This window comes from Dermacoccus sp. BD5, assembly GCF_044878485.1.
In the GTDB taxonomy this organism is placed as follows: Bacteria; Actinomycetota; Actinomycetes; order Actinomycetales; family Dermatophilaceae; genus Dermacoccus; species Dermacoccus nishinomiyaensis.
On record NZ_JANJER010000003.1, the window covers coordinates 126,356 to 152,608 of the forward strand.

Sequence of the window (26,253 nt, forward strand, 5' to 3'; positions counted from 1 at the left end):
GATGTGAGGGAGGGCACATGCAGCGCATTCCATGGATCGATCCGCTGCGAGGCGTCGCGGCCGGGCTCGTCCTCGTCTCCCACGTCGCCTACTGGAGCGGCGGTTCGAGCATCGACGGCGTCGGGCGTCTGCTCGCCCGCGGTGACGTCGGCGTCGCCGTCTTCTTCGCCGTCTCGGCCTACCTGCTGACGCGTGGTGCGAGCGCGGGGACGGCCCCGACGAGGCACTACTGGCGCAAGCGCGCCGCACGCATCCTGCCGGCCTATCTCGTCGCGCTCACGGCGGTCGTCGTCGTCACGCTGGCGGTCGAACCGGGTGCGGTCGGCGTGCGCTCGGCGCTGTCACACCTGACGCTGCTGCAGGGATACGCGGGCGAGTCGTTCCGTGGATTCACGCAGGCCTGGAGCATCACGACGGAGGTGACGTTCTACGCCCTCGTGCCGCTGATCTGCCGGTGGTTGCGCGGCTGTCGCCGTGACGGTCGCTCTCCGCTGCCGGTCCTGATGTTCGTCGCCGTCGCCGGTCTCGTCGTGCAGACACTCGCCGCCTCGAGCGGACGAGCGAACCTCGGGGCCGTCAGCACGAGCGTCATTGGACACGCCGCGTGGTTCGCCGTCGGTGTGGCGGCGGGGTGGGTGTTCACGGCCGACCCGACGACCGGCGGGTCAGGCCGCCGGGCGCGGATGGGGCTCGCGGTGCGTGAGGCGTCGCCGTCAGCACTGCTGGGATGGGCGGGCGTCACGTACGTCGCGGTGGCCACACCGCTCGGCGGGCCGATCCACCTCGAGACACCGACGCACGGGCAGGCGCTCGTCAAGGAACTCGCGTACGCGCTCATCGCGGCGTTGCTGCTCGGCGCGGCCGTCCGAGCTTCGGAAGACGAGACGTGGCCGACGCGCGCCGAGGCGCAGGCCCTGCTGAGCGGCGCGGGCGACGTCAGCTACGGCCTGTTCCTGTGGCATGTTCTCGTGCTGCAGGTGCTGTTCGCGACCCTGCACCTGACCTTGTTCCACGCACCGTTCGCTCTCGTGCTCATCGTGACGCTCGTCGTGTCACTCGCACTGGCGCGACTCAGTTGGCGCGTCGTCGAAGCACCCGCCATCCGCTGGGCACACCGCTCACCTCGAGGCTGAACACGACGAGCGCGAGCGCCGTCAGCACCTGGCCGGAGACCGCGCCGAGCGATCCGCGATCGACGACGCCGAGCGCCGCCATGATCGGGCCGACCGTGACCATGAGCGCGATGACGAGGACCCGCCGTCGACGCCGCGGCACGAAGCAGGCGACGAGGACGACGGGTATCGCCACCCCTCCCAGGAGTGCCGCCGCGATGGCGGTGAGGACGGCAAGCGCGAGGGCGGCGCGGGGGCGCGAGGCCGGCACGGCAGATTCTGCTTGCGCTGCGAGTGCCCGCGGTGTCTGCAGCGCGAAGTCGTCTGAGGCTTCCTGGCGGCGTATCGGCGCAGCGCGTCGCGATGACGCCGCGGTACGCCACGTCGTGGCAATGAGCAGCACGAGGCACGCGAGTGCGCAGGCCGCACCGACGACGAGGCTGAGGCGGTGGAGGTGCTGCGGTGCGAAGACGAAGCGTTGTCCGGGTGCGGCGTGCTCGGCGCCCTGACGCCATCCGTCGAGGGTCACGAGGCGCGTGCTACCGGCGGGCGTGCCAGATGCCGGGGTGGGGGATGCCGGGTCGAGAGCCCAACCGGCGTTGGCGCCCCGCGTCGAGGCGAGCGTCGGGTCACCCCGCGTGCCCGTGCTCGAAGCCGCGGTGAGTCCGAGCTGTTCCCTGGCCGCCGCGGCGGCCGGAACAAGTGTCACACGTTCGACCTCAGGTGAAACCTTCAGGTTGACCTCGCCGGCAGGCAGGGCGATCAACCTCGTTCTCCCCGCAGCATCGGCCCCTCCAGCAGGCGCTCCGGCAGGCTGCCAGGCGCCGGATCCAGACCTCATCATGAGGGGCTCTCGCACCGATCCGGGCGCCACGCCAGCCTTGAACGTCAGCGTGACGTTCATGGTCGCGGCACGCGAGACCGTGAATGCTCGCGTCCACGCACCGTCATCCTCCGAGGCCAGCGCGTGACCGTCGAACCAGGGATGCGTGCGCGTCACGACGACGCCGTTTCGGGTGCCATCGACGGTGCCCGGCAGGTGTACGACGCTGACGACGGGGCGGGTGGAGCGCACCTCGACCAGCCCGACGGCTGCATTCTTCGTGCCCGTCCCCGGCGCCGCGCGCGGGGTGACCGCGACCGCGCGCGTCCCGGCCGGCACGTCGATTCTCCAGGTGCTACCCGCGCCTTGCTGCGGCTTCACGGATCGCCCGTCGGTGAGCACGTCGACGCTTGCCATCCGCGCGTCGCCCGTGGCCGCAGGGACGAGCGTCATCGTCTGAGCGGGGGCGCCGCCGTCCCACGTCACGCTCAGGGTGCCGGGCCGGTCGGCGCGCGTCAGCCAGCGCGTGGCGTCGGAGCCGTCGAACGCCGCGTCCGCAGACGTGCCCGGGCCGAGGTAGAGCGAGGCGAACGGGTCGGCGGTCGACGATGTCGCCTCGATGCGCGAGGCGCCGGTGACGCTGCGGACGCTGCTGCCCGCGTCACGGCCGGGGAAGTCGAGGTCGTGCGCGCCGACGCGCGTGGGCGCGGGGTCATCGGCGGTGAGGGCAGGCCCGAAGGCCCGTCCGACGACCTGGCCGTTGTTGTACGCGCGGCGTCGCACATCGTCGGTGATCCACCCGTCGGCACGGCCCGTGACGAACGGGCTCCTCGCGCTGACGCCGACGCCGGCGAGCGTCAGCGTAGACTCCGGACCGCCGAGGACGGAGACCGCAGCGCCCGTAGTCGACGGTGTGGGGGCCAGGTCGAAGACGTCGTAGCGCGTGGCGCCGCTGCCGTGGACGCGATGGGCGCTCACTCCGTCGGCGTGTGTCAGGGCTGCGACGTACGCCTGCGGCGGTGATGTCTGCTGCGACGTCGAACTCCCCCAGCGCACGACGATGCGGTGCACCCCCGCCCGTGCCGCCGCCTGCACGGCCTCGCTCGCCCGTCCCCGATCACTCGCGGAACCCGGCGCGAGGGCCGTGTCGACGGCATCGACGAGCCGCTGCGCACCCGGGTGGTAGAGCGGAGCCGAGGCGCGCACGACGATGGGCGACGCGGCGAACGCCGTGAGCGGTTCGTCGGTGGCGTTCCCCCAGTCCGCCTGGGCCGAGCGTGTCGACGGCAGGACGAGACTTGATCCGCCGTCGCGGGCTGCCGCGTCGTCCACGTCTCGGGCGGTGGCGACGAGCGAGGCCGGCCACGCGCGCACGCCGTTCGCGTCACCGAGACGCCCGACGAGCAACGGTGCCAGCGTGCCGACGAGAACGACGAGGATGCCGGCCCGCGCCACCCACGCGGTGCGTGCGGCGCGAGGGTGATCCGCACGAGTTTTCCTGCGCGCCAGCGCATCCCACGCCGCACCAACGCCGATGGCCAGGGGCAGTCTGGCGAGCGGGTCGAGCTTGTGAACGTTGCGCGCCGCAGCGAGCGGGCCGTCGAGCAGATCGCGCATCAGACCGGAGAACGGGCCGCTCGGCGTGCCGGCGTAGGGCAGGGCCATGCCGACGAGGCCGCCCGCGAGCAGGACGACCCAGGCGTCGCGGACGCGGCGCGCGGCGCGGATGACGTCATCCGACGCGCCCCGCGAGGCACCACCGCGCGTCGTCATGATCCCTGCGAGCGCGATGCCGGCGAGCGTCGAACCTGCGACGATGCTGAGGGTGCCCTGCGCGACGACCCACCCCGACTGCCAGACGGGGTGACCGTCGGCGTCGACGATGTAGGCGACCCAGTCGGACGCACCGCGCAGGATGGCGGGCAGCGTCGTCACGGCCGTCGTGATGCGCGCGGTCTCGATGAAGTCGAGGAACGGGTAGGCGTACCCGCCGAGGACGACGAGGGGCCCGAGCCACCAGGCGCTGCCGAACGCGGCGCCGATCACGTACGCGCCGACGAGGCGCCACTCGCGCGTCACGACGAGCGCGAACAATCCGGCGCCGAGGACGGCGACGAGCGACGCCGTCGCGTTGACGCCGCCGAGGCACGCGACGAGCACACCGGTGGACGCGAGCAACCTGATGTGGCGGCCGCTGCGCCATCCCCACCACACGGCAAGGACGAGCCACGGCAGCAGCATGCCCGGCCACGTCTCGACGCTGAGTTCCGACAGCAGCGTCAGCACGCGTGCGCTCAGCGCGTACGCGACACCGGTGACGCAGGCCGCCCCCCCGCTCAGCCCGGCGATGCGGCGCGCGACGAGGGCCGCGCCGAGAAAGCCGACGACGAGGATGAACGACCACCACGCGCGCTGCGCCGCCCAGCCGGGCACGCCGAGCGAGTGCAGGACGCCGAAGAACGGGCCCATCGGGAACAGGTAGCCGTAGGCCTGGTTCTGCAGTTCGCCGAAACCCGAGTGCGTCGACCACGCGTCGAGCGAGCGCGCGAGGTAACGCCACGGCGAGACGACGAGGTCGACCTTGGTGTCCGGCTGGATGACGCCCGGCTGCACGAGCCACGGCACGAACGCGAGGACCAACGCGACGCGCAGCGCGAGCAGCCGTGCGCGCGTCGCGTTCATCCGCGGCGCACGAGGACGAGCAGGTTCCACGTGACGATCTCGCGCAGCCCCGGCACCCGCAGGACGGCGCGAGCGGCATCCGGCCAGTAGCGGGGACGGGCGTCGATCAGCTCACCGCCGCGCTGCTCGACCGATCGCGCCCAGGCGAGCCCCTGCGCGACGCTCACCCGGAAAAGGCCCTCGTCGACGAGGTTCTTCGGTGGGTGGCCATGCCGACGCTCGTAGCGTCGCGCCGCCCGTTCGCCGCCGAGCCAGTGCCACGGCGACGTCTCGTGCCCACCCCACGGGCTCAACCAGTTCGTGTACGCGAGGAACAGCACGCCCCCCGGCGCAAGTGCGTCGAGCAACGAATCGGCGACCGCTTCGGGGCGTCTCACGTGCTCCCACAGGTTCGAGCTGAACACGACGTCGAAGGTTCGCGGTGCGAACGGCAGGTGCTCCGCGTCCGCGACGACGCCGCCGTCACGCACCGAGGGGACGCTCGCGTCGGCGTCCAACGGCACATAGTGGGCGCCGGCCGCGAGGAAGGCGTCCGCGAACTCGGACGGACCCGCGCCGACGTCGAGCACGCGCGCACCGTCGAGGTCGATGTGCTCGGCGAGGATCGCGATCGAGTCGTCGGCGAGAGCCGAGTAGAAGCGGTGCGGGTCGCTCTGCTCGACGAGGAACGCACGGAACAACCGGACGCTGCGCCCGAGGCCCCGTCGCGTCGCGGCACGTGGGCGAGACGTCACTCCGGCCTCCGCGCGACGAGGTGCAGCGTCGGGCGCAGCCGGGGCACGAGCGCGCGTGCAGCGAGAGTCAGCGGCAGCGTCGCACCGGCGAGAGCGAGCGTCGAGCGCTGCGTGAGAACCCCCTGCGGCCGCGGCGCAGGCCGTACGCGGCGGACGGTGCTCGCGGCGTCGTGGACGAGCGAATCGAGCGGCGGACGACGGATCTCGACGTCGTCAAAGCCTGCCTCACGCGCGGCGCGGACGAGGGAATCGGCGGTGAAGAAGCGCACGTGCGTCGGGTCCTCGAGCATCCACCAGCCGTCGCTCGCGAGGCGCAGGCCGGCCCAGTCGCCGGCCGGGGTGAAGAAGTGGGCGCTACCGCCGGGGCGCAGCAGGGTGTGCGTGCGGCGCAGCGTCTCGATCGGGTCGACGACGTGCTCGAGGACGTGGATGCCGTAGACGAGGTCGACGGACGGCTCCCCCACCGGCACGTCCTCGATGCCGCAGGCGTGCAGGCGAGCGTGCGCGACGACGACAGTGTCGACGTCCCGTTCGAGCTGATCCGGGTCGGCGCCCGCGACGCGCGCCCCCGCGTCATGGAAGGCGCGCAGCAATCCCCCGGCGCCGTACCCGATCTCGAAGACCGACGCGGGCGCGCCGTCGGCGACGAGGGCACGGTGGGTCAGGCGCAGGCGGGCCGCGTCGAGGGTCGGGTCTCCGCCGTAGGCATGATCGCGGTGGCGCGCGGGCGCGCGATCGAGGTCGCGACGCAGGTGCCCGCAACGGGTGCACGCGTCGAGGACGGAGCCTCCCAGGGGCAGATCCGTGCACGGACCACCGCACACTTCGCACGCGCTCATGGAAACGGGCCACCTGCCTTCCTCGACCCCGATACTCTAACGGGCGACCCGGAAGCAGGCAGCCGAACGGCGAGGAGAGCCACAGGATGCACGACGAGCGCGACGCCGAGCCTCTGCGCGTCCTCTATCTGTCGTGGCGCGACCGCGAGAACCCCGAGGCGGGCGGCTCGGAGGTGTTCGTCGAACGCACGAGCGAGGTGATGAGCGAGCTGGGCGCCGACGTCACGATCCACACGGCTCGTTTCCCCGGCGCCGCGCGCCGCACGATGCACGGGGACGTCACCGTGATTCGCGCCGGCAACCGGTTCACCTGCTACGCCGCGGGGCTGTGGCACCTCGTGCGGCACCAGCGTGACTACGACGTGGTCATCGACGTGCAGAACGGCGTGCCGTTCTGGTCGCCGCTCGTCGCGCGCATCCCCGTCGTCGCCGTCGTGCACCACGTCCACCGCGACCAGTGGGCGAGCATCTTCGGCCCGCGCCTCGCAAGGTTCGGCTGGTTGCTCGAGTCACGCGTCGCGCCGTGGGTGTACCGGCGCTGCCGCTACATCACCGTCTCCAAGGCGAGCCGCAGCGAACTCGCGAGCCTCGGCGTCGACGCCCAGCGCATCGACCTCGTCTACTCCGGCAACGACCACCCGCGCGATCTCGACTCCTACGCCGACGTGCCCCGCAGCGCCGCGCCATCGCTCACCGTTCTCGGCCGTCTCGTGCCGCACAAGCAGGTCGAGATCGCCGTCGACACCCTCGCCGAACTGCGTGAGGAGTTCCCGGGCCTGCACCTCAACGTCGTCGGCTCGGGTTATTGGCAGCCGAACATCGAGCGCCATGCCCGTGAACGCGGCGTCGAGGACGCCGTCCACTTCCACGGGTTCGTCGACGAGGCGACGAAGCACACGCTGCTCGCTTCGTCCTGGGTCGTCATGATGCCGTCCTACAAGGAGGGGTGGGGCCTGACGATCGTCGAGGCCGGCCTGCATGGCACCCCGGCCGTCGCGTTCGCGCAAGCCGGAGGGCCGAGCGAGTCGATCCAGCACGGCTCGACGGGCGCGCTCGCCTCGACGACGGCGCAGATGATCGACGACGTGCGCGTGCTGCTGTCGCGCGACGACGTGCGTGAGGCCTACGGACGCAACGCTGTGACGTACGCGCGCTCATTCAGCTGGGAATCGGCCGGCCGCAACGTGCACCACACGCTGCTCGACGTCCTCGGACGCGCCGAGCGCGCACCCCAGCCGCCCGACACGCCCCTGCACGTGCGACGCCTGCGCGAGCTCGTCGCCGAACGCGATGCCCGCCGCGGCGCTGCCGAGCTGAACTGACGTCATGCGCTACCCGGCGCGGGCGACCACTGAGCCGCGTCAGGGCATGCGAGAGCGGGGAACGACCGTCGAGGTCGTTCCCCGCTCTCGTCTGAGATGAGGGAGCCGGAGGCTCAGCCGTCGTAGCTGATCTTCGACTGGTACTGCTGCGGCTGGCTCGAGTTCTGCGACTGGACGAGACCCCAGATCGCGAACAGGGCGAGCAGGAAGCCGACAACGGCTCCGATGATGTTGTACATCGTCTTGTTCGTGGATGCGCCCATGGGGTTGACCGCCTTCACCTTCGCTCGTGGTCAGTCGCCGCGCCCCGGGGGGGCGCGACGGAGCATCGCCGGGGCGACGCGTTTGGTTCAGCTTAGCTGCTCCGGCGCGCGGGCGCATCGCTTTCGGCGCAATCGCCCGGTTCGGCTCGCACCCACGATGACCACACCGGCAGTGATGAGGCTGGTCACGAGGCCAAGCGCGCGCCACCACGGCGTCGACGGGCGAGGCGAAGCGCCGGGGACGGACCACGTCGTGAGGTGCGAGACCGGCCGCGCGGCGGCGAGCGGCGTCGCCCCCGCCCGCCGGACGAGATCCGTGACGGCGGCGGCGTCCGGCTGGTCGGTCTGGACGATGACGCGGCTGACGTCGGCCCGAGCCATCGCGTCACGCAATTCGTCGGCCGAGCGGTGAACGAGAGCGCGACCGACGGCGGCGGCGTGCGGGTCTTCCCCCGCGACGACCCGCACGCCAGAGCCCTGACGCACGGCCAGCGCGTCGTCGGCGATGACACGGCCGGTGAGCAAACGGTTCCACGGGTCGAGGACGGTGCGCTCGCCGTTCCAGGCATAGCGACGGTAGGTCGACCAGGGCAGGACGAGCGTCGCGCCGTTGGTCCGGGCGTCAAGGTCGCGCGCGACCTGCGTCCACGTCGCCGGATAATCGACGGTGCGCCACTGCCCACCGCGTGCCCACGCGAGGCCGGGCAGGAGCACGAGCGGGGCGACGATGCCACCGATGAGGGCGACGGACGCGAGGATGCTGCCGCGAGCGCGGCGCACCTCGGCGTCGATGAGCAGCCCCCAGCCGAGGGCGGCCGGAACGACCCAGAGGGCGACGAACTTCTGCCCGTCGCGCAGCAGCCCGCCGCCGGGCACGTGCAGGACGATCTCCGTCATGACGTCACGCAGCCCCGGCACGGTGCTCGCGCCCGCGAGGAACAGCCCCGTGACGGCGAGCGCCGTGATCGGCCCGCGACCGAGGCGCCGGGCGGCGGCGATGACGCCGGCGAGGCACACCAGGGCGGAGGCGATCACGATGAGCAGTGAACTGCGTTCGGCGAACCACGACGGCGCGTGCCAGATGCCGCCGCCGCCGAGCAGGGACGCCCACACGGGCCCCGCTCCGTCGCTGCGGGCCGCGAACGCCTCGACACCGGCCGCGTCGGCGGCGTCGCTCGGCGCGGCCGTGAGGAACGGCCACCACCACGAGGCGTTGAGGCCGACCCAGGCGAGCGCCGTCAGCGACGCAGGGCGCCACCCGGCGCGCCATGCCAGCCGTCCCGCGCCGGGTGCGAACGTCACAGCGGCGAGGGCCAAGGCGACGAGGACGGCCCCCGTCGAACCTGACGCCGCCGACATGACGAGCGCGACGGCGATGCTGCGGCGGGCGTGCGTGGCATCGGCGTCGCGGGGAGCGACGCTCTCTCTGGCGCGGTCCTTGTCGATCCAGGCGCCGACTTCTCCCGCCGAATCAGCGCGGCGAGCGGTCTCGGCCCCCGCGCGGCCGCCCGCGACGCCGTCCGACGAACGTGTGCGAGCGCGGCGCGCCTCGAGCGCCCCGACGATCGCCCACACACACGCCGCGTAGCCCCAGAGGTACCCCCAGTGGCCGATCGCGAGACGCTCGGCGACCCACGGGTTCCAGGCGAGCAGGACGCTCGCGCACACGCGCGCGAGCACCGGCGAGCACCCTCGATCGACGCCTGCGCCAAGGGCGAGGAAGGCCCCGAGCAGGATGATCTTCTGCGTGATGTCCCCGGCCAGGACGAGGTCGAGCAGCGCGACGATCGCGTCGTTCGGCACCGCGCGCGGCACCTGCCCGGCCGTACCGAGCGTCATGTCCGACAACGGCAGGTGCGGGACGAACACCATGTCGTAGTGCAGCCAGAACCCGCGCGTCAGCAGCATCGGGCCGAGGATGACGGCGGCGCACACCGCGCTCGCGAGCAGTCCGGCCTGACGGCCCGCCCAGCGCGTCGCGCCCCCCGCAGCCCCGTGCGTCTCTCCCCGGCCGGACGTCGTCACGGCGTCACTCGAACTCGGCAAAGGCCTCGCCCATCTTCGCGCTCTGATGGCGGATGTCGTGCTCGGCAAGCATGCGCTCGCGGTTCGCCGCCGACGCAGCACGCGCGGCCGAGTCGTCGGTGAGGAAGTGTACGAGACCCTCGGCGAGCGCTTCGGCCCCCAACTCCGTCAGCAGGTTGGGTGGGCGCACGGCTTCGTCATTGGTGCCGCACGCGGTCGTGACGACGGGCAACCCGCACGCCTGCGCCTCGAGGTAGGCGAGGCCGAGCTGTTCGGTCCACTTCCACGTCGGGCGCGGTGCCGTCGTGAAGACGCGCGCGGAGCGCAGCAGCTCGGCGACGCCGTGCGCGTCGAGTGATCCGGCGCGCACGACGGCGCCCGGTTCGGCCTGCTCGACCTCCTCGACGAGCCCCGCGAACGGCCCGCTACCGGCGACGACAAGTTGTGCGTCGGGCACGCGCCGGCGCACGAGGCGCATCGCGTCGAGGACCGTGTCGATGCCCTTGTTCGCCGCGAGCGGCGAGGTGAACACGACGCGCGGTCGGTCGGCGAGTTCGGCTGCGGGGTGGAACAGTTCGACGTCGATGCCCGGCTTGACGACGCGCACGCGCGACAGGTCGAATCCGTTGAGTTCGAGGTGGTCGCGCGCCGCGTCGACCATGCAGAGGATGAGGTCGGCGTCGCGGGTGCTCTCGAACGCCTGACGGTACGGCGGCAGCGCGTACAACGGTTGGCGCGGCAGGTTCTCCCAGGTGATGACGGCCTGCCGCAGCCCCGGGCGGCGTCGGCGCCGCGCGCTGAGCTGGCCGGTGACGAGCGAGCACAGCTCGAGGCTCGCGACCCAGTCGGGGCGCGTCCGCTCGAGCTGTTCGTCGAGCCCCTGCGCCCACGCGAACGCGCCGGCCTCGATGAAGCGCGTCACGGGGCGACGGTACGTCGTCGGCACCCAGGTGAGGTCGCCGAACGGCTCCTCGCGCGCCATCGCCGTGACGTGCGTGCCCGGCATCCGCGACATCCAGTACAGCTCACGGCGCGGCCGCTGATCGGGCAGCGACAGCCACAGCAGCTCGCGGGTCATCGCGCGTGATCGCGCCGTGCGCTCGCCGCGCCGAGGGCGTAGCCGACGGCCTCCATCGCGCGCATGCCGACCATGCCGGCCGCGTGCAGCGGACGACGCGCGAGGTCGTCGCGGTGCGCCCAGTACGCCGTCAGCACGTCCCGGCCCTGCTGCCCGACGGCGCCGTCGTGTTCGGCCGCGAAGGCAGGGATGCTGCGCCCGTAGTAGTAGCGCTTGGAGAAGACATCGCGCAGCGTGAGGCGGCCCTCGTCGTGGTCGATGATGATGGGGGCGAGCTCGATCCGCTGCCCCGCGAGGCGCATCTTGAGCCGCAGATCCGCGTCCTCCGGCCCCGACATCGCGAGGTGGAACTCGCCGTCGGTGCGCATGAAGTCGCGCCGCAGCAGCCGCGGGTTGTGCAGCCACGGCTGGTCGAGATAGCACTCGCGCTCCAGGGAGCGGCACGCCGTCCAGAAACCGTCGCCGATCGTGCGCTCGGGCAGCGCGACGCCGTCGGCGCCGGTGCGCTGCGCCGTGTCGAGGGCGACCTCGATCGTCCGCGGCGGCAGGATCATGTCGCTGTCGAGCCACACGATCCACGGCGTCTGCGCGGCCTCGATGCCCTTGTTGCGCTGCGCGGAACGCTCCGGCCCACCCTCGAGGTAGACGTCGGCCCATCGGCGCGCGATGTCCTTCGTCGCGTCCGTGCTGGCGTTGTCGACGACGATGAGCGTGACGCCCGGCTCGCTCTGCTCCTTGACCGAGCGCAGCGTCGCTTCGAGGGTGCGCTCGTTGTTGCGCGTGGGCACGATGACGCTGACACCACGCTCGAACATCGCGTCAGGGGTTCGCTCGTCCATCATCATCCTCGTTCTGCGATCGCCCGGTCGGTCGTGGCTGTCTTCGTGGCTGGGCCCGTGGCCGCCTCGGTGTGCGGCCCCGCGCGGTGGCTGCCGCCGCTGCGACGCACGGTGCGTGGCGCGTCGTGCTGACGCAACAACCCGATGAGCGCGATGACGAAGCCGGCGCCCGCGATGCGGTGCGGCCACATGTTCGCGGCGATGGCGTCGGCGCTCACCTGCCCGAGGCTCGGGTCGAGCACGAGGAACGCCCCGACGCCTGCGAGCACGAGCAGCGCACCCGCGACGACGAGATGACGCGAGCGCACCCGCGTCAGGCGCAGCACCGCGACCGCGACGAGCGAGGCGACGAGGCCCGCGGCGCCGACGCCGAACGTCGCGACGACGACGCACACCACATCGAGGCGCAGGCACTGAGCGTCGCTGCGCCGCGCAACTGCGTCGGCGCGGCGCATACTGCGCGCGTACCTCTCGCTGCGGTGCGGCACAGGCGCGCGCAGGCCGCCGCGTCGGGCGGCGACGATGACGATGGCGGCGATCGCCGCGAGCGTCAGCAGCGTGACGATCAGCGCCACGTTCGCCCAGCGCTGCGGCGCGAACCGCATCTCGACGGTGCCCTGCGCGCCGGCGGGCAGGATCCAGCCGGTGCTGTAGCCGTCGATCGTCGTCGGGGCGGGAAGCGCCTTGCCGTTGAGCGTCGCGCTCCAGCGTGCGTCGTAGCTCTGGCCGATGACGACGGCGCTCGGCGTCGCGCTCGATTCGAGGCGGATCGTCTTGTGCGTCGGCGTGTCGTCGGTGACGCGGAACGCGGGCGCCGCGGGCACGCTCGTCGCCTGCTTGCGGTTGTCGCGCAGGTCGAGGGAGTCGAGGACGAACCCGGAGGCCTGCTCGATGCGGCGATCGCCGGCGTCGAGCGTCACCGACGTGCACGAGACCCAGCGCGTGCCCTCCTGCGAGGAGCGGGTGATCGTGTCGTCGTCGAGGCGCATCGGCACGGCGCGCCCGTCGATCGTCGCGACGTCGAGGCAGCGGTTCTTGCCGGGTGAGTCGAACGGGCCGAGGTCGGAGGTCTTCATCGTCGCGCCCGTGTCGATGCGGGTGAACTCGGCGGGCGCCGCGAGCTCCGGGCCGTCGGAGGCGTCGATGACGACCCGCACACGCGAGCCGCGGGTGCCGTCGGGCAGCGCGATGTGCGTGTCGCCGTTCTTGTTCACCGACGAGCTCGCGACCTTCTTGCCGTCGACGAGCACCGACACCTTCGTCGCCCACTGCGTGCGCTTCGCGTCGCCGAGCGTCGGTTTCTGCGTGAGGTCGACGCTGGTGATGTCGCGCGGCGCCGTCGTCAGCTGCCACCAGGCGCCCTTGGGCGAGGCTCCCCCGGGCACCCAGCCCGTGTCGCTCTTGCCGTCGGCCGCGGCCGAGGCACGGTACTGGCGTTTGTCGAACCACACGCCCGACGACGTCGCACGCACCGCGTCGCTGTACCCGGCGACCTCGTCGTAGATCTTCTCCAGGTCGTCGCCGTCGATCCGCACGCGCGCGTCCGCGGTGAACGTGCGGCCCTGCGGCAGGGAGACGACGCGACGCAACGCGATCTCGCTGTCGTCGGCGGCCGCGGGCGTGTTCTCGACGCGGCGCAGCAGGACGTCGAGGGGCGCGGACGAGAACGCCGAGCGGCCCTTGTCGTCGAGGTTCGTGTAGAGGCGTGTCAGCGTCGTCGGCGTGCGCGCGGCGCGCGTCGCCTTCGGCCCGGGCAGGCCCAGTTCGGAGATACCGACGAGGTTGAAGCCGTCGCCGCGGATGCTGTCGATGTGGACGCTGACCCGGTCCGCGCTCGCGCCGCCCATGTTGAAGGTCGCCTTGCCCGAATCGGGGACGCGCACCGTGACGGAGCGGCCACCCGCCGTCATCGTCGCCTTGTCGATCTTGACGGGGCCGAGGTCGGGTTGGGCGATCGTGACAACACCGAGCGTCTGCCTCGCGGGCAGGGTGAGGTCGAGGCGCTGGCCGACGGCGCGGCGGAAATCGCCGAAGCGCCAGCTCGTGTCGGGGTTGCCGTCGAACGCGTTCTCGGGCACCGCGTACGGCAGGTCGAAGAACGTGCCGCCGGAGGTGGACGCGGTGACCAGCGTGCCGGAGCGCAGCAGCACCGTCTGATCGTCGGGAGAGTCGCCGAGCGTGCGCGTCGTGCCGAGCGGGTCGCCTGCGGCGAGCAGCGCGCCGTTGTTCGCGGTGAGGCGCTGCGCGATGGCAGAGCGTCGCGCGTTCGTGTCGGTGATGACGAGGCGTCCCTTGGCCTGCAGCGCGCGCGTCAGGGCGGCGGCGTCGAGATCCTGCGCGTACTGCACGCTCGGGGACGTGCGCAGCAGCCCGGCGTTCACCATCTCGGGGAACGACCAGCCGTCACCCGCGACGACGAGGGAGTTCGCCATGCTCTGCGCCCGCACGGCCGTGCGCGGGTCACGCACGGTGTACAGCTGCACGGGGCGCAGGCTCGCCTCGTTGTACCCTGCGGGCGAGGCGACGGGTGACAGGACGTTCTGCCCGGGCTTGCCGAAGTTGCCCGAACCGAACAGGCCGGTGTCGGTGCCGATGAGCGCCTGCACGAGGGCCGGGCGTGCTCCCCCGTCGTTCTCCCAGACGGTGTCGTGGCGCACCAGGACGTTGTCGGAGCCGAGGTAGCGCGCGAACGTCGACACCATGTCGCCAGAGGCCGTTCCCGACTGGACGGTGTCGTCGAGCGCCGCGAGGAAGTTGCCGCCGGGCGCGCTCGCGTTCGGCGTCGTCTCGGGGATGACGGCGTCGCGCTTGAGCAGCGAGTTCGTCAGGTCGTCGGGCCGTTGCACCGTCCAGCGGTACGTCGGGCGCGTCTGACCCGGCAGAACGAGCGTCGAAGAGTGCGGCGTGCCGTCGTCGGCGGCACGAGCTGCGTCGTCCCAGTACGACGGGATGTCCATGCGCGAGATGTAGAGCCCGTTCGCGAGGGCCGGCAGCATCCAGGCGGCGACGATGATGCTCGCGAGGGCCGCGGCGATCGGCGCGAGACCGGAACGGCGGCGCACGAGACGCGTGAGGTGGACGGCACCGAACGCGAGGGCGAGCGCGAACGACAGCGCGAGCAGCGCGCCGATCTTGTTCGTCGTACGGAAGGCGGCGAGCGGCGGAAACGACAACGCGGCTTGGATGAGCCAGCCCGCGGGGCTCTCCGCATGGTTCTCCCCCGAGAACAGCCCGACCATGACGACGGCCGCGATCGCCGCCGTCAGCGCCGCGGCGCGCCGCACCCCGGTGCGGGCCCAGCGCAGCGACACGAGCGCCAGCGCGGGCCACAGCGCCGTCAGGGCGATGACCCAGGGGCTCGTGATGTAGGCGGCGTTCTGCGGCACCCACGGACCGGCATCACCGTGGCCGTACAGCGGCCACAGCCCCAGCCCACGTAGCACCTCGGTGAACGAGGAGACCTTGTGGATGCCGTCGAGGGTCTCCGACGTGCCGACGATCTGGCTGCCGGTGGCCACGGCCGACATCGCCGGCACGAGCCAGTACAGCGACACGGTGATGACGAACAGTGCGCACTTCGCGGTGACGGCGGCGATCTCACGCCATGTGCGGTGCAGGTGCCAGCGCGCGACGGCGGCGATCGGGGTGATGCCGAACAGCTGGAACAGCGGCACGACGGCGACGTTCATGCCGCTCATCGCGAAGAACGCGAGCCCGAACAGCGCCGACCACGCCCACGACGACGGCCGCTGCAGGGCGCGTAGATAGCACAGCAGCAGCCACGGCAGGAACGCCATCGGCAACGCGATGGCGAGCGTGTTGCCGGCGGCGATCGCGTACGGGTTGGCGAGGTAGAACACCGCGGCGGCGAGCCCGAGCCAGCGCGTCGAGCGCGGCGCGACGGTGCGCGTCAAGCGCGCGGCGCCCCACGCCGCGACGAGCCACAGCGCGAGGTGGAAGATCTTGAACGTCCACTCCGGCGACAGCCCGATGCCGCGCAGCGCCGACAGCACGAGCAGCACGGGCACGAGACCGACGTTGAAGTTCGCCGAGCCCAGGTACGGCGACGCCGTCCACGACGACAGGTAGCGACCCACCATTTCCCACGGCGCGAGGTACACCTCGGGCTTGATGTCGGTGTTGAAATGACCGAGATCGTTGAGGAAGACGACGGCCGCGAGCACCACGGCGGCGACGGCACAGGCCACGGCGTAGGCATCGGGGCGTCCGCGGCGCAGGATGGGTCGTCGCACGAGCGTCCTTCCGGGCCTGGGCCGAGGGGGTTCACGGACGGTCGACCGTGAAGCACCTAATATAACCAGCAGGTAGCCCACGTCACACGGGCGTTCGGAAGTAGGGTCGTGCTGGTGAACGCCACATCCGCCGACGCGCGCCCGGTTCCGGCCTCCGACGCGGCGGAGGGCACGTCGGAGGCGCCGTCGGGGCGCGGCGGCGTCGTGCTGGCCGTCGCGATGGGGCTCGGCAACCTGCTCAGCTACGTCTTCGTCCTCATCCTCACGCGCGCGCTCGGGCCGGCCGGTTTCGGCGCGTACTCGGCGCTCATCACGCTCGGCATCGTCCTCGTCATCCCAGCGGGCGCGCTGCAGGTCGTCATCGCACGACGTTGGGCACACCCGTCGCTGCGCTCCAGCGGGCTGGGGCTCGCCGTGCGGGTCGGCGTCGCGCTGAGCGTCGCCACGATGCTCGCCTCCCCCGGCGTCGACGCGCTGTTCCACCTCGGCGGTTTCGAGCCGACGATCGCGATGGCGTTCATGCTCCTGCCGATGACGCTGACGGGCGCCTACCAGGGTGTCCTGCTCGGCAGCGGCGCCATCGCCCGCCTCGCCGCGCTCTACGTCGTGACGGCGGCGACCCGCGTCGCCGGCGCGCTCGGGTGCGCGGCGGCGGGCGCGAACGTCACGGAGGTCTTCGTCGTCATGGCGCTCACCGCGTGGTGCGCCGCCGCGTTCGGCCTGTGGGCGAGCCGCGACGCGCTCGTCGGCGTCGGCGCGGGCAGCGACGGGTTGGCGCGCGAGATGTGGCGATCGAACTCGACGCTCGCCGCGTTCACGGCGCTGACGAACGTCGACGTCGTCCTCGTGCGTCACTTCCTCGCCCCCGAGACGTCCGGTGCCTACGGTCTCGCCTCGACGTTCGCGCGCGCCATGTGCTGGGGCACGCAGTTCCTCGCGCTGCTCATCGTGCCGCGCCTCGCAGCCTCGAGCGCCTCCGCGGCGCACGCCGATTCGGGTGCGAATACTGGCGCGACGAACGGCACCCGCGCGTTGTGGCGGGCCGCCGGTTTCGTCGTCGCGCTCGGTGTGACCGGCTGCGTCGTCGGGTCGCTGCTCGACGCTGACGCCGTCATCGCCTCCGTCGGTGGCCACGCGTTCGACGGCAACGGCTCCCTCGTCATCGCGTGCCTCGCACTCGGCACCGTCTGGGCGCTCGCGCAGTTGTGGCTGTTCTCGCAGATGGCGGGCGACGACACGCGCCTCGGCATGCTGACGTGGGTCATGGTCGCCGTGGAACTCGTCGCCGGGTGGCTCTGGTGGCACGACAGCGTCTGGCAGATCGTGACGCTCGCCGCGGCCTGCGCGGGCGTCGTCGTCGTGGCCGGCGCGTGGCGCTCGCGCAGCACGCGCGTCACCCACGTCGAGGACGCCGAGGACCTGCTCGTGCTCGATCACACGAGCTGACCCCCGACGTCCTTCGACCTCAAGGTCGGCTCGCACCGCTCGAACCGGACCCATCCGCTCAGGCTGGTCGGCCTAGTCCTACCGCCCCCATCGGGGGGCCGGTTTCGCTCGGCGCGGCCCAACAGGGCTCAGTGCTGGTCAGTGCTCTTCTGGCCGTCGCTCTTCACACCGTCGTCACCGATCTGACGCGAGCGGCCGAGCAGCACCTTCGCGACGGCGGTGATCGGCCCGGGCACGACCCCGACGGCCTTCCACATCGCCGCGTTGAGGCGGTCCTGCACCGTCGTCTGGTAACGGCGCAGCATCTCGTCCTGACGGCTGAGGCGCTTCGCGCTGCCGGGGCGGCGACGGAACGTCAGCGCGTGGAGGCCGTTCGCCCAGCGCGGGTCGTCGGCGTGCGCAGCGTCCCACTGCTCGACGATCTGCCAGCCCGGGTGGCGCTTCAGGAACAGCCTGTGCGCCTTCTGCACGACCGGCCACGACGCGTCGTCGATGAGGACGAGCGCCTCGTCGGCGAGCAGCGGCTCGACGGCGGCGAGCGCGAGGTAGTGCGACAGCAGCGTGTGCTCACCGTCGTAGAAGTAGACCCCGACGGGGCGATCGAGTGCGCCGGGGCGCACCATGAGCTTGAAGCAGTCACCTTCGAGCAGCGTGACGTCGGCCTCCCCGGCGTGGGTCTCGAGGTTCGTCATGAGTTCGCGGCGCGCGAGCTCCCCCGCCATGCCGAACTCCATGAAGTTCTCCATCGCGGCGAACGTCTTGTCGTCGTTGCCCTGCACGGCGGCGCAGATCGAGCGACCCTTGAACGTGCCGACCTCGAGGTAGGCCTCGTCGGCGGGCATCGTTGCGGCGGCATGGTTGAGGACGGCGAGCTCGTTGGGCGCGGTGTACCCCGCGACCTCGTCGCACAGGGCCGACCAGCGCGGGTCGATCGGGTCCGACGTCGCGGGCTCACCGGCGAACAGGGCCGGCAGGTCGCGGAAGAAGGTCGAGGTGTCCATGGCGTTCCGTCCGTCGTGAGGGTCGAGAGGTGCGCGCGTACCGCGCGGTAACCGGTGACCATGGTCACACGTCGGGCGCACTTTCGCATGCGGTGTTCGACAACTCGCGCGCCGCCCCACGCGGGGTGAACCTCACCGTGCGGCGCCCGCGCGTTGCACCTGCGGCGCGAGCCACGTCCAGATCATCGCGGCGCCGCGCGGGGTGAAGTGCAGCGTGTCCTCGTAGAGGCTCACCCCGTTGATGACCGAGCGGTAACCGGCGCTGCACGTCTGGGCGTGCAGGTCGGCGAGCACCGCATCGGGGTGATGCTTCACCCACGCCGCGATGACGCCGTTCGCCCAGTCGACGGCGGCGTCGTTCGAGCCCTGCTCGGCGAAGAAGCGCAACGACGGATCGAGTCCCACCGGGTCGATGCGTCGGCACGGGAGATTGACGACGACCGTGCGCTCGACGCCTGCGGCGCGGGCGCGCTGTCTCCAGGAGTCGAGGGCCAGCTCGATCGCCTTGGCGCCCTGCGGCGTCTGCGGCGCGGCGATCACGCCGTCAAGGCGGTGCGTCGTGAGGAAGTGGGCGTCACCGACGATGACGAGAGCGCGCATGCGCGTCGCGCAACTGCTTCTCGACGCCCGCGCGCCAGCTCGCGCAGCGCGTGGACTCGGCGACGTCCTGGCCGTCGTGGCTGATCGGCGCGGGCACGAGGTCGCAGCCGATCATCGTCGCATCGCTCATCGACAGGTCGGTGTAGACCGACGGCGAAAAACCCTGCGCGAGTGAGGAACCCACGCTGTCGCCCACGATGCCGGCGTCCTGGTGCGCGCCCGTGCGGTAAGCGGGCGTCCCCGCGACGAGCGGCGGCACGTCCGTCGGCACGCCGGGTGCGCTCGTGCGGGCCTGGGCGGCGCTCGCCACCGCGAGCACCCCCGACGCGCCGATGGCGAGGGCACGGCGACGGCTGCGTCGCAGGTGCGGCCACACGCCACGCAACCCGTCCTGCAGGATCGGCGCCTCGAGGGAGCGGAAGCTCACGACGGCGAGCGCGAACGTCACGACGAACTGGAGGAACCCGAGCGCGGGCTGCGGCACGTCGGGGCGCAGCCACAGGTGCACCGGCCAGTGGTAGAGGTAGAGGCCGTAGGAGATCTGTCCGACGAAGGCCAGCGGCTGCCAGCCGAAGACGCGGTTGATGGCGAGGCCGCGCGGGTCGATGCTCGACCAGCCCATGAGCGAGGCGCCGAGCGCGAACAGCAGCACGCCGCCCTTCGCGTAGACCCACTCGGTCTGCGCGTCGAGCAGGAATACCGCGCTGATCGACACGATCGTGCCGAGGATGCCGAGGGTCTGTGTCACCTCGCGCGACGGCAGGCGCGGCCCCCGTCCGTCGGCGCCGACGCCGAAGGCGAACCCGAACGCGACACCGACGAGCAGCGCCTGCACGCGGGTGTCGGTGCCGTAGTACAGGCGCGCCTGATCCTCGAACGAGGCGAGCCCGAGGTGCGCCGTCCACCACGCACTCAGGCAGGCGAGCGCCATGACGAGGGTGAAGCGCAGGCGGCGCGAGCGCGTGAGTGCGCAGATCGCGAGGATGAGGAACGGGATGACGACGTAGAACTGCTCCTCGACAGACAGCGTCCAGGCGTGACGCAGCGGCGACGGGTTGCCGATCTGGTCGAAGTAGCTGTCGCTCCGGCCGATCAACCTCCAGTTGAGGTAGAAGCCCAGGGTGGCGAGTGCGTCGCCGCCGAACTGCTTCTGCTGGGCGGGTTGCTCGAGGAAGGCGGTGTGCGTCAGAACTGCGGCGACGAGGACGAACATCGCGGGCAGCACGCGCCGCGCGCGACGCACGTAGAAGCGGCGCACGTCGATGCGACCGGTGCGCTGACGTTCCTTGATGAGGATGCGCGCGATGAGGAAGCCGGAGAACACGAAGAAGTGGTTGATGCCCACCCAGCCGCCGACGAGGCCCGTCGCGCCGAAGTGATACGCGATGACGAGTAGGACGAACAGGCCGCGGTAGCCGTCCATGGCCGCGTAACGATCGGTGCGGGGACGCTCGACACGGCTCCCGCGCGAGCGTGCGGATGTGCTCATCGTCTGGCCACCATGCTCATCGGGCTGCCTCGTTCATCGGGCGGCCGCCACGATCTGCGGCGCGAGCCAGCCCCAGATCATCGGGGTCGCCTCGGGCGAGAAGTGGATGCCGTCGTCGTAGAGCGTGATGCCGTGGCGAGTCGGCTGGTACGACGAACCGCACACCGCGCCCGCGAGGTCGAGGACGGGCACGTGGTGTTCCTTCGCCCACGCCGTGATGATCGCGTTGACCCGTTTCGGGTGCCCAGCCTCGGCGACGAGTTGGGGGAACTTGTCGAAGTCGCCACGGTACTCGGGCGGCACCTGCAGTTCGTCGATGGTGCGGCACGGCACGGTCGTGACGGCGAACTTCGCCGCGCCCGAGGTGCGCGCGGTGGTGAGGGTCTTCGTCAGCGTGCGGGTGATGAGGTCGCGGTAGGCCGCGTCGTCGAGCCACAGCACCTTGCCGTCGACGTCGTGACGCAGTGCGAGGTAGAGCGTCGGCATGAGCACGGCCAGCCGGGAGTCGGAAGAACGCACCGTGGGCCCGAACGCCGCCTTCGCCTCGCGACACGGCGCGTCGTTGGGTTGCTGACGCGTCGCCATCCACTGCACGGGCGCGTCGAGCAGGTCGCAGCCGGGGGCGCCGGCGTTCGTCACGACGAGGTTCGAGAAGTTGTCCTTCGGCATGCGCTGGGCGAGGAAGTACGGCACCGAGTCGCCGTACAGCGTGACGGCGAGTGGTCGGGCGGGAGGCGTGTACGTCGCCTGGCCCTCGACGAGCGTCGGGATGTGCGCGACGTACTGCGGGTACTGCGGCGCAGACACCTCGTGGGCCGCCGTGCTCGCCCCGGCGGGGATGGCCAGCGCCGCGACGAGGACCCCGACGAGACCGACGGCGCCCGCGCGCCGCCCACCGAAGGCCCGCACCCCGCGTTTGATGACGGGCTTCTCGAGCCAGCGGTAGCTCGCGTCGGCGGCGGCGTACGAGAGCACAAGCGTCGCCACCGCGAGCGGGATGACGTGCCCGCGACCGAAGGCGCGCACGAGCCACAGGTAGATGGGCCAGTGGTAGAGGTACGGCCCGTAGGAGATCTTGCCGGTGTGCACCGCGAGACGGTTGGCGTGCAGCCGCACGAGCGGCGTCGGCACGCGTTGGGCACACCCGATGATCCACGCGAGGCCGGCGAGGCTCGTGAGGAGCATCCCGCCGCGGGTGAACATCCAGTCACTCAGCGGCTCGATGAGCGCGATGCCTGCGAGCGTCGCGACGAGGCCGACCCAACCGAGGATCTCGAGCCGGCGGTCTCCCGCATCGAGCGGATCGCGACGATCCCGTGCCCGCAGCAGCCCACCACCACGTCCACGATGCCCCGTCCACACGCCCGCGGCGACACCGAGGGCGAGGGCCTGCATGCGCACGTCGGTGCCGTAATAGGCGTGTGCCTGCCCGCCCGGTGAGTCGAGATCGATCGTCGACGCCCACGCCGCCGACGCGAGCGCGAGGACGACGAACCCCGCGGTGCGCGCGCTGCGGCGGTGCGCGTACGTCAGCGCCGCGATGATGAGCAACGGCACGACGAGGTAGAACTGCTCCTCCACCGACAGGCTCCACGCATGGCGCGTGATGCTCGGGTGGGTGAACTCCTCGAAGTACTGATCGTCGCGCAGCACGAGGCGCCAGTTCATGACGTACGTCAGGGTCGCGAGGATGTCGCCGCGCAGGTACGTGCGCTCCGCGGCTGGCGCGAACGCCCACCCGTCGAGGGTGACGGCGCCGACCATGACGAGCAGCGCCGGCGCGAGGCGACGCACGCGCCGTCGGTAGAACTCACGCACGCTGATCCACCCGAACTCACGCTGCTCGGCGAGCAGCAGGCGCGTGATGAGGAACGCCGAGAGGATGAAGAAGACGTTCATGAGGATCCACGCGCCGGCAGGAACGTCAGTACACCGACGTGCCACAGCATGAACACGACCATGCTGTAGCCGCGGATGCCGTCGAGCCCGGGGCGGTAGGCGAACAGTTTTGAGGCCATCGTCGTTTCTCCTGGCCTCGTTTCGCGGGGCCGGTACGGGCAGCGTCAGTCGCGCTCTTGGTCCGACAGGCGCTTGCGCCCGCGCGCGGTGCGGCGCTCGTGCACGTCGTCGTCCTCGCCGTCTTCGCCTGCGGCCCGCTCGACCTTCTCGATGCGCACGCCGCGCTCGTGGCGCTCTGCGTCGCGGTCCTCGTCACCGAGGCGTGCACGACGTGCGGGACGCTCCTCGGCGTCACGACGCTCGCGCCGCGCGGGGCGCACCGGACGCTCGTCGTCATCGTCGTCGTGCTCGTCATAACGGTCGTAGCGCTCGCGTCCGCGCGCGGCGCGCCCGGAGCCGTGCGTGCCGAACAGGAGGTAGCCGAGCGCGGCGGTGGTGAGCGCGAGCGCGAGGAACAGCAGCGCGCGGTGCAGCGATTGCCCCTCGATGATGTTGCACTGCCCCTTCGCGAGGCCGGAGGTGTTGGGGGACATCGGCGAACCGCAGCCGAACAGGCTGCCGTCCTTGCCCCTGAAGTTCGTCGGGGAGACGAAGAAGTAGACCGCGACGGCCAGGAGCAGCGCGGAGATGATGGCAGCGATCTTCGTGCCGGTCGCGAGACCCGTGGGGCCCGCCTCATCGTTCGTGTTCAGCATGACCGCATGCTAGCGGTGGATTCACCTGCAATGAGGTGTATGTCACAAATACACTCAGGGCTTCGAACGAATGACTCGTGGAAGAGGATCGACCGTGGCTCGCCGCCCCCACACCCCCCTGACATACCGCCCGGCCCTCGACGGCCTGCGGGCGCTCGCGGTGCTCGGTGTCCTCGTGTTCCACCTGTGGCCGAACGCGGCGCGCGGCGGGTGGCTCGGCGTCGACCTGTTCTTCGTCCTGTCCGGCTACCTCATCACGACGCTGCTCGTACGCGAGTACGTCCAACGCGGCGGCATCGACCTGCGCGGGTTCTGGCTGGCACGCGCCCGACGGCTCATGCCGACGCTCGTCGTCGTCCTTCTCGCGGTGCTCGTCATGGCGACGTTCTGGACGTTGCCGTCGCGTCGTTACGCCGTCTCGCTCGACGTGCTCTCGACCCTCGCGTACGTCGCGAACTGGCACTTCATCTCCGGTGACGAGGCCTACTTCGCCTCGAACGGCACGCCCTCTCCCCTGCGTCACGCATGGTCGCTCGCCATCGAGGAGCAGTACTACCTGCTGTTCCCGCTCCTGCTGCTCGCGCTCACGCGGTTCCTCACGCGCCGCCGCCACCTCGCGTTCTGGTTGCTCGCGCTCGCTGCTGCGTCGGCGCTGTGGATGGCGCACCTGTACGTGCCCGGCGTCGACCCGACGCGCATCTACTACGGCACCGACACCCGCGCGTTCGAACTGCTCATCGGCGCCGCCGCGGGTGCCTGGATCGGGCCGTCGCAGTGGGGTCATGCGCGCCCCGCGCCGTGGCTGCTGTGGCTCGAACGTCTCGCGTGGCCGGCGCTCTTCGCGCTGGTCATCGCGATGCTGACCTTCGACGAGTCGTCGTCCGGGCTGTTCCGTGGCGGGCTCGTCGCGTTCTGCGTCGTCGCGCTCGTGCCGATCCTCGCGGCAGCCTCGCCGCACCCGAACAGCTTCCAGCACGTGCTGTCGTTCGAGTGGCTGCGCCGGCTCGGGCTCATCAGCTACGCGCTGTACCTGTGGCACTGGCCGCTGCACGTCTACCTCGCGCCCGAGCGTCTCGGCCTCGACGCGGCGTGGGCGGGCGTCGTCCAGGCCGTCGCCGCCCTCGTGCTCGCGACGGCGACCTACCGCTTCGTGGAGCAGCCCGTGCGCCGTGGCGGGGTGCGCGCCCTGTGGCCGCGCTCGCCTGCACCTCGTCGGCTCGCCCCGATCGCGGCCGCCGCGACGGCACTCGTCGTCGCCGGTGGGGCGCTGGCGCTACCGCACGTCTCGGGTGGCGGTTCAGATCTGGAAGCCGGTTCGGGTGGCGGCGAACTGACGTACGCGATGAAGACGTACACGCCCGGTGAGGACGTCAAGGCGATCCTCGTCGGCAACTCGATCCCGCACAGCCTGTTCGCCAACTTCCCGCAGACACGCTTTCCCGACCTGCAGCTGACGGAATCAGCGAGCTTTGGATGCACGACGTTCGCCGGGCAGGAGAGCAGCGGCGGCCAGCCGGTGCCGTCGCTGTCGAAGTGCGACCAGTTCCACGACGACTGGTACTACGGCCTCGCCGGGCGCGACACGATGCTGTATTTCCTGCCGCAGAACCTGCTCAACGACTACGCGGTCGACGGACGGACGCTGCGCGCCGGCAGCGCCGAGCATGACGCGTTCGTGCGCTCCAGCCTCGACGGCGTCGCGCAGAAGGCGAAGCAGCAGAACATCACCCACCCCTACCTCGTCGACCTGTCGTGCCACCGCGTGCCGACGATAGGAACCGACCCGACGGTCGTCGCGACCAACGACACCGCGAAGGTCGAGCATCTCAACGACGTGGCGAAGGGCTGGGCGCGTTCCAACGGAGTCACCCTCATCGACCAGTTCGGCTTCCTCTGCCCCGGCGGGCAGTATCACGGCCGCATCAACGGCGTGAACCTCTACGCCGATGGGCTGCACTTCACCAGCGAGTCCGGCCCGATCTTCTGGAACTGGCTCGCACCGCAGATCCAGCAGCACGGTGACGGGTCGGGCGCGTCGAGCACCAGCTCGTCGAGTGCGTCGAGCACCAGCGGCCGATGAGCCTGCACGCCGTCGTCCTGGCCGGTGGGTACGGCACCCGGCTGCTGCCGTTCACGCGCCGCACGCCGAAGCACCTGTTGCCGATCGGTGACGAACCCGTCATCGCGCACCAACTTCATCGTCTCGCGACGGCGGGCGTCGAATCCGTCGTGCTCGCGACCTCGTACCACGCGGACGCCTTTCGTCCGGCGCTGGGTGACGGCGACGCGTACGGCGTCCGGTTGCGCTACAGCCGTGAGGAGCATCCGCTCGGCACCGGTGGCGCGCTGCGTCACGCGTGCGGGTTGCTCGATCTCGCGTCCGACGACGACGTGCTCGTCCTCAACGGCGACCTCATCACCGAGCATGACCTCGGCGCGCAGGTCGCCGCGCACCGGGCGCACCGGGCGTGTGCCGTTCGCGCCGGCGACGCACCCCCGATGCTCGCCACGATCCACGGACGCGCCGTGCCCGACGCGTCGGCGTACGGGTTGCTACACCTCGACGAGGCCGGGCGCGTCACGGCGTTCGAGGAGAAGCCACCGAGTGCGCCGGCGGGCGTCGTCAACGCGGGCACGTACGTCGTCTCCCCCGCCCTGGTCGATCTCGTGCCCGTCGACGCGGTTGTCTCCCTCGAACGCGAGGTGTTTCCTGAGGCGAGCGAGCGCGGCGGGGTGTTCGTCAACCGCGACGACGCACCGTTCCACGACATCGGTACGCCCGCCGCCCTGCTGGCGGCGAACCTCGCCTGGGCGCGTGAGCGTGACCTCGACGCCGTCGACCTGCGGGGGGTTGCTGGCACCCCTGACGCGGCTGCGATCTCCGGCAGCCTGCTGCTGAGCGGATCACGCGTCGCCGCCGACGCCATCGTGAACGGCTGCATCATCGGGCCCGGCGCGGTCGTGGGGGCGGGCGCTGTGCTGGAGGACTGCGTCATCGGTGACGACGCCGTCGTCACACCGGGTGTGCGCGCCCGCCGTGTGACACTCGACGTGGGTGAGCGACTGGGCTAAGAGCCCCATCAACGGCTCGAA

Annotated in this window: 19 protein-coding genes; 5 read left to right on the forward strand and 14 right to left on the reverse strand. The window is 71.5% G+C overall.

Features of this window, described 5'->3' with window-relative positions; translation table 11 throughout:
- Window positions 1–17 precede the first annotated feature (17 nt).
- Window positions 18–1,133, forward strand: coding sequence for an acyltransferase (locus NQ706_RS03850; RefSeq protein ID WP_038568401.1), 1,116 nt, complete (start codon window positions 18–20; stop codon window positions 1,131–1,133).
- Here the strand turns inward: NQ706_RS03850 and NQ706_RS03855 are convergent.
- The 3 genes from NQ706_RS03855 to NQ706_RS03865 are packed head-to-tail and all read right to left on the reverse strand — an operon-like array spanning window position 1,072 to window position 6,190.
- Window positions 1,072–4,617 carry an alpha-(1->3)-arabinofuranosyltransferase family protein gene (locus tag NQ706_RS03855; RefSeq protein ID WP_404360422.1) on the reverse strand — a complete coding sequence of 1,182 codons (3,546 nt, stop codon included), beginning with the start codon at window positions 4,615–4,617 and terminating at the stop codon, window positions 1,072–1,074. The two genes, NQ706_RS03850 and NQ706_RS03855, sit on opposite strands and share 62 nt — an antisense overlap.
- A complete protein-coding gene (locus NQ706_RS03860) occupies window positions 4,614–5,351 on the reverse strand; it encodes a bifunctional 2-polyprenyl-6-hydroxyphenol methylase/3-demethylubiquinol 3-O-methyltransferase UbiG (protein WP_038568407.1) in 738 nt (245 codons plus the stop codon). Before NQ706_RS03860 ends, NQ706_RS03855 begins: the two co-directional genes overlap by 4 nt.
- Entirely contained in the window at window positions 5,348–6,190 is an 843-nt protein-coding gene (locus NQ706_RS03865; RefSeq protein WP_051805908.1) for a class I SAM-dependent methyltransferase, read from the reverse strand. The genes NQ706_RS03860 and NQ706_RS03865 overlap by 4 nt, the downstream gene beginning before the upstream one ends.
- 86 nt (window positions 6,191–6,276) lie before the next feature.
- Between NQ706_RS03865 and NQ706_RS03870 the strand changes: the two genes are divergently transcribed.
- A complete protein-coding gene (locus tag NQ706_RS03870) occupies window positions 6,277–7,512 on the forward strand; it encodes a glycosyltransferase family 4 protein (RefSeq protein ID WP_038568411.1) in 1,236 nt (411 codons plus the stop codon).
- Between the two features lie 113 nt (window positions 7,513–7,625).
- On the opposite strand, the gene NQ706_RS03875 is transcribed toward NQ706_RS03870, so the two are convergent.
- From NQ706_RS03875 to NQ706_RS03895, 5 genes are all read right to left on the reverse strand, one after another.
- Window positions 7,626–7,775, reverse strand: a complete 150-nt coding sequence (locus NQ706_RS03875) for a hypothetical protein (protein ID WP_156444985.1) — start codon at window positions 7,773–7,775, stop codon at window positions 7,626–7,628.
- A gap of 87 nt (window positions 7,776–7,862) precedes the next feature.
- Complete coding sequence (locus tag NQ706_RS03880) at window positions 7,863–9,800, reverse strand: hypothetical protein (protein ID WP_167539839.1); 1,938 nt, start codon at window positions 9,798–9,800, stop codon at window positions 7,863–7,865.
- A 4-nt stretch (window positions 9,801–9,804) separates the two neighbouring features.
- Window positions 9,805–10,878, reverse strand: a complete 1,074-nt coding sequence (locus NQ706_RS03885; RefSeq protein ID WP_038568413.1) for a glycosyltransferase family 4 protein — start codon at window positions 10,876–10,878, stop codon at window positions 9,805–9,807.
- Window positions 10,875–11,717 (reverse strand): glycosyltransferase family 2 protein, encoded by an 843-nt coding sequence (locus NQ706_RS03890; RefSeq protein WP_038568416.1) that lies wholly within the window; start codon window positions 11,715–11,717, stop codon window positions 10,875–10,877. Before NQ706_RS03890 ends, NQ706_RS03885 begins: the two co-directional genes overlap by 4 nt.
- Window positions 11,718–11,719: 2 nt before the next feature.
- The gene (locus tag NQ706_RS03895) at window positions 11,720–15,970 is read right to left on the reverse strand and encodes an alpha-(1->3)-arabinofuranosyltransferase family protein (RefSeq protein ID WP_038568419.1); all 4,251 of its coding nucleotides are present in this window, start codon (window positions 15,968–15,970) and stop codon (window positions 11,720–11,722) included.
- 114 nt (window positions 15,971–16,084) lie between these two features.
- On the opposite strand from NQ706_RS03895, the gene NQ706_RS03900 reads away from it, so the two are divergent.
- Entirely contained in the window at window positions 16,085–17,416 is a 1,332-nt protein-coding gene (locus NQ706_RS03900; RefSeq protein ID WP_167539840.1) for a lipopolysaccharide biosynthesis protein, read from the forward strand.
- A gap of 128 nt (window positions 17,417–17,544) precedes the next feature.
- Here the strand turns inward: NQ706_RS03900 and NQ706_RS03905 are convergent, their stop codons facing one another.
- The 6 genes from NQ706_RS03905 to NQ706_RS03930 form a co-directional block, all read right to left on the reverse strand.
- Window positions 17,545–18,417, reverse strand: a complete 873-nt coding sequence (locus NQ706_RS03905; RefSeq protein WP_038568425.1) for a class I SAM-dependent methyltransferase — start codon at window positions 18,415–18,417, stop codon at window positions 17,545–17,547.
- Between the two features lie 132 nt (window positions 18,418–18,549).
- Window positions 18,550–19,017, reverse strand: a complete 468-nt coding sequence (locus tag NQ706_RS03910) for a hypothetical protein (protein WP_038568428.1) — start codon at window positions 19,015–19,017, stop codon at window positions 18,550–18,552.
- Entirely contained in the window at window positions 18,992–20,506 is a 1,515-nt protein-coding gene (locus NQ706_RS03915; RefSeq protein WP_038568431.1) for an acyltransferase, read from the reverse strand. Before NQ706_RS03915 ends, NQ706_RS03910 begins: the two co-directional genes overlap by 26 nt.
- Before the next feature lie 33 nt (window positions 20,507–20,539).
- Window positions 20,540–22,405, reverse strand: coding sequence for an acyltransferase (locus NQ706_RS03920; protein WP_038568434.1), 1,866 nt, complete (start codon window positions 22,403–22,405; stop codon window positions 20,540–20,542).
- On the reverse strand, window positions 22,402–22,524 hold the full coding sequence (locus NQ706_RS03925; protein WP_268746208.1) for a hypothetical protein: 123 nt from the start codon (window positions 22,522–22,524) through the stop codon (window positions 22,402–22,404). Before NQ706_RS03925 ends, NQ706_RS03920 begins: the two co-directional genes overlap by 4 nt.
- Before the next feature lie 45 nt (window positions 22,525–22,569).
- The gene (locus NQ706_RS03930) at window positions 22,570–23,160 is read right to left on the reverse strand and encodes a hypothetical protein (RefSeq protein ID WP_038568437.1); all 591 of its coding nucleotides are present in this window, start codon (window positions 23,158–23,160) and stop codon (window positions 22,570–22,572) included.
- Window positions 23,161–23,254: 94 nt separating this feature from the next.
- On the opposite strand from NQ706_RS03930, the gene NQ706_RS03935 reads away from it, so the two are divergent.
- Window positions 23,255–25,240 carry an acyltransferase gene (locus NQ706_RS03935; protein ID WP_167539841.1) on the forward strand — a complete coding sequence of 662 codons (1,986 nt, stop codon included), beginning with the start codon at window positions 23,255–23,257 and terminating at the stop codon, window positions 25,238–25,240.
- Window positions 25,237–26,232 carry a sugar phosphate nucleotidyltransferase gene (locus NQ706_RS03940; protein WP_051805913.1) on the forward strand — a complete coding sequence of 332 codons (996 nt, stop codon included), beginning with the start codon at window positions 25,237–25,239 and terminating at the stop codon, window positions 26,230–26,232. The genes NQ706_RS03935 and NQ706_RS03940 overlap by 4 nt, the downstream gene beginning before the upstream one ends.
- Window positions 26,233–26,253: the final 21 nt, after the last annotated feature.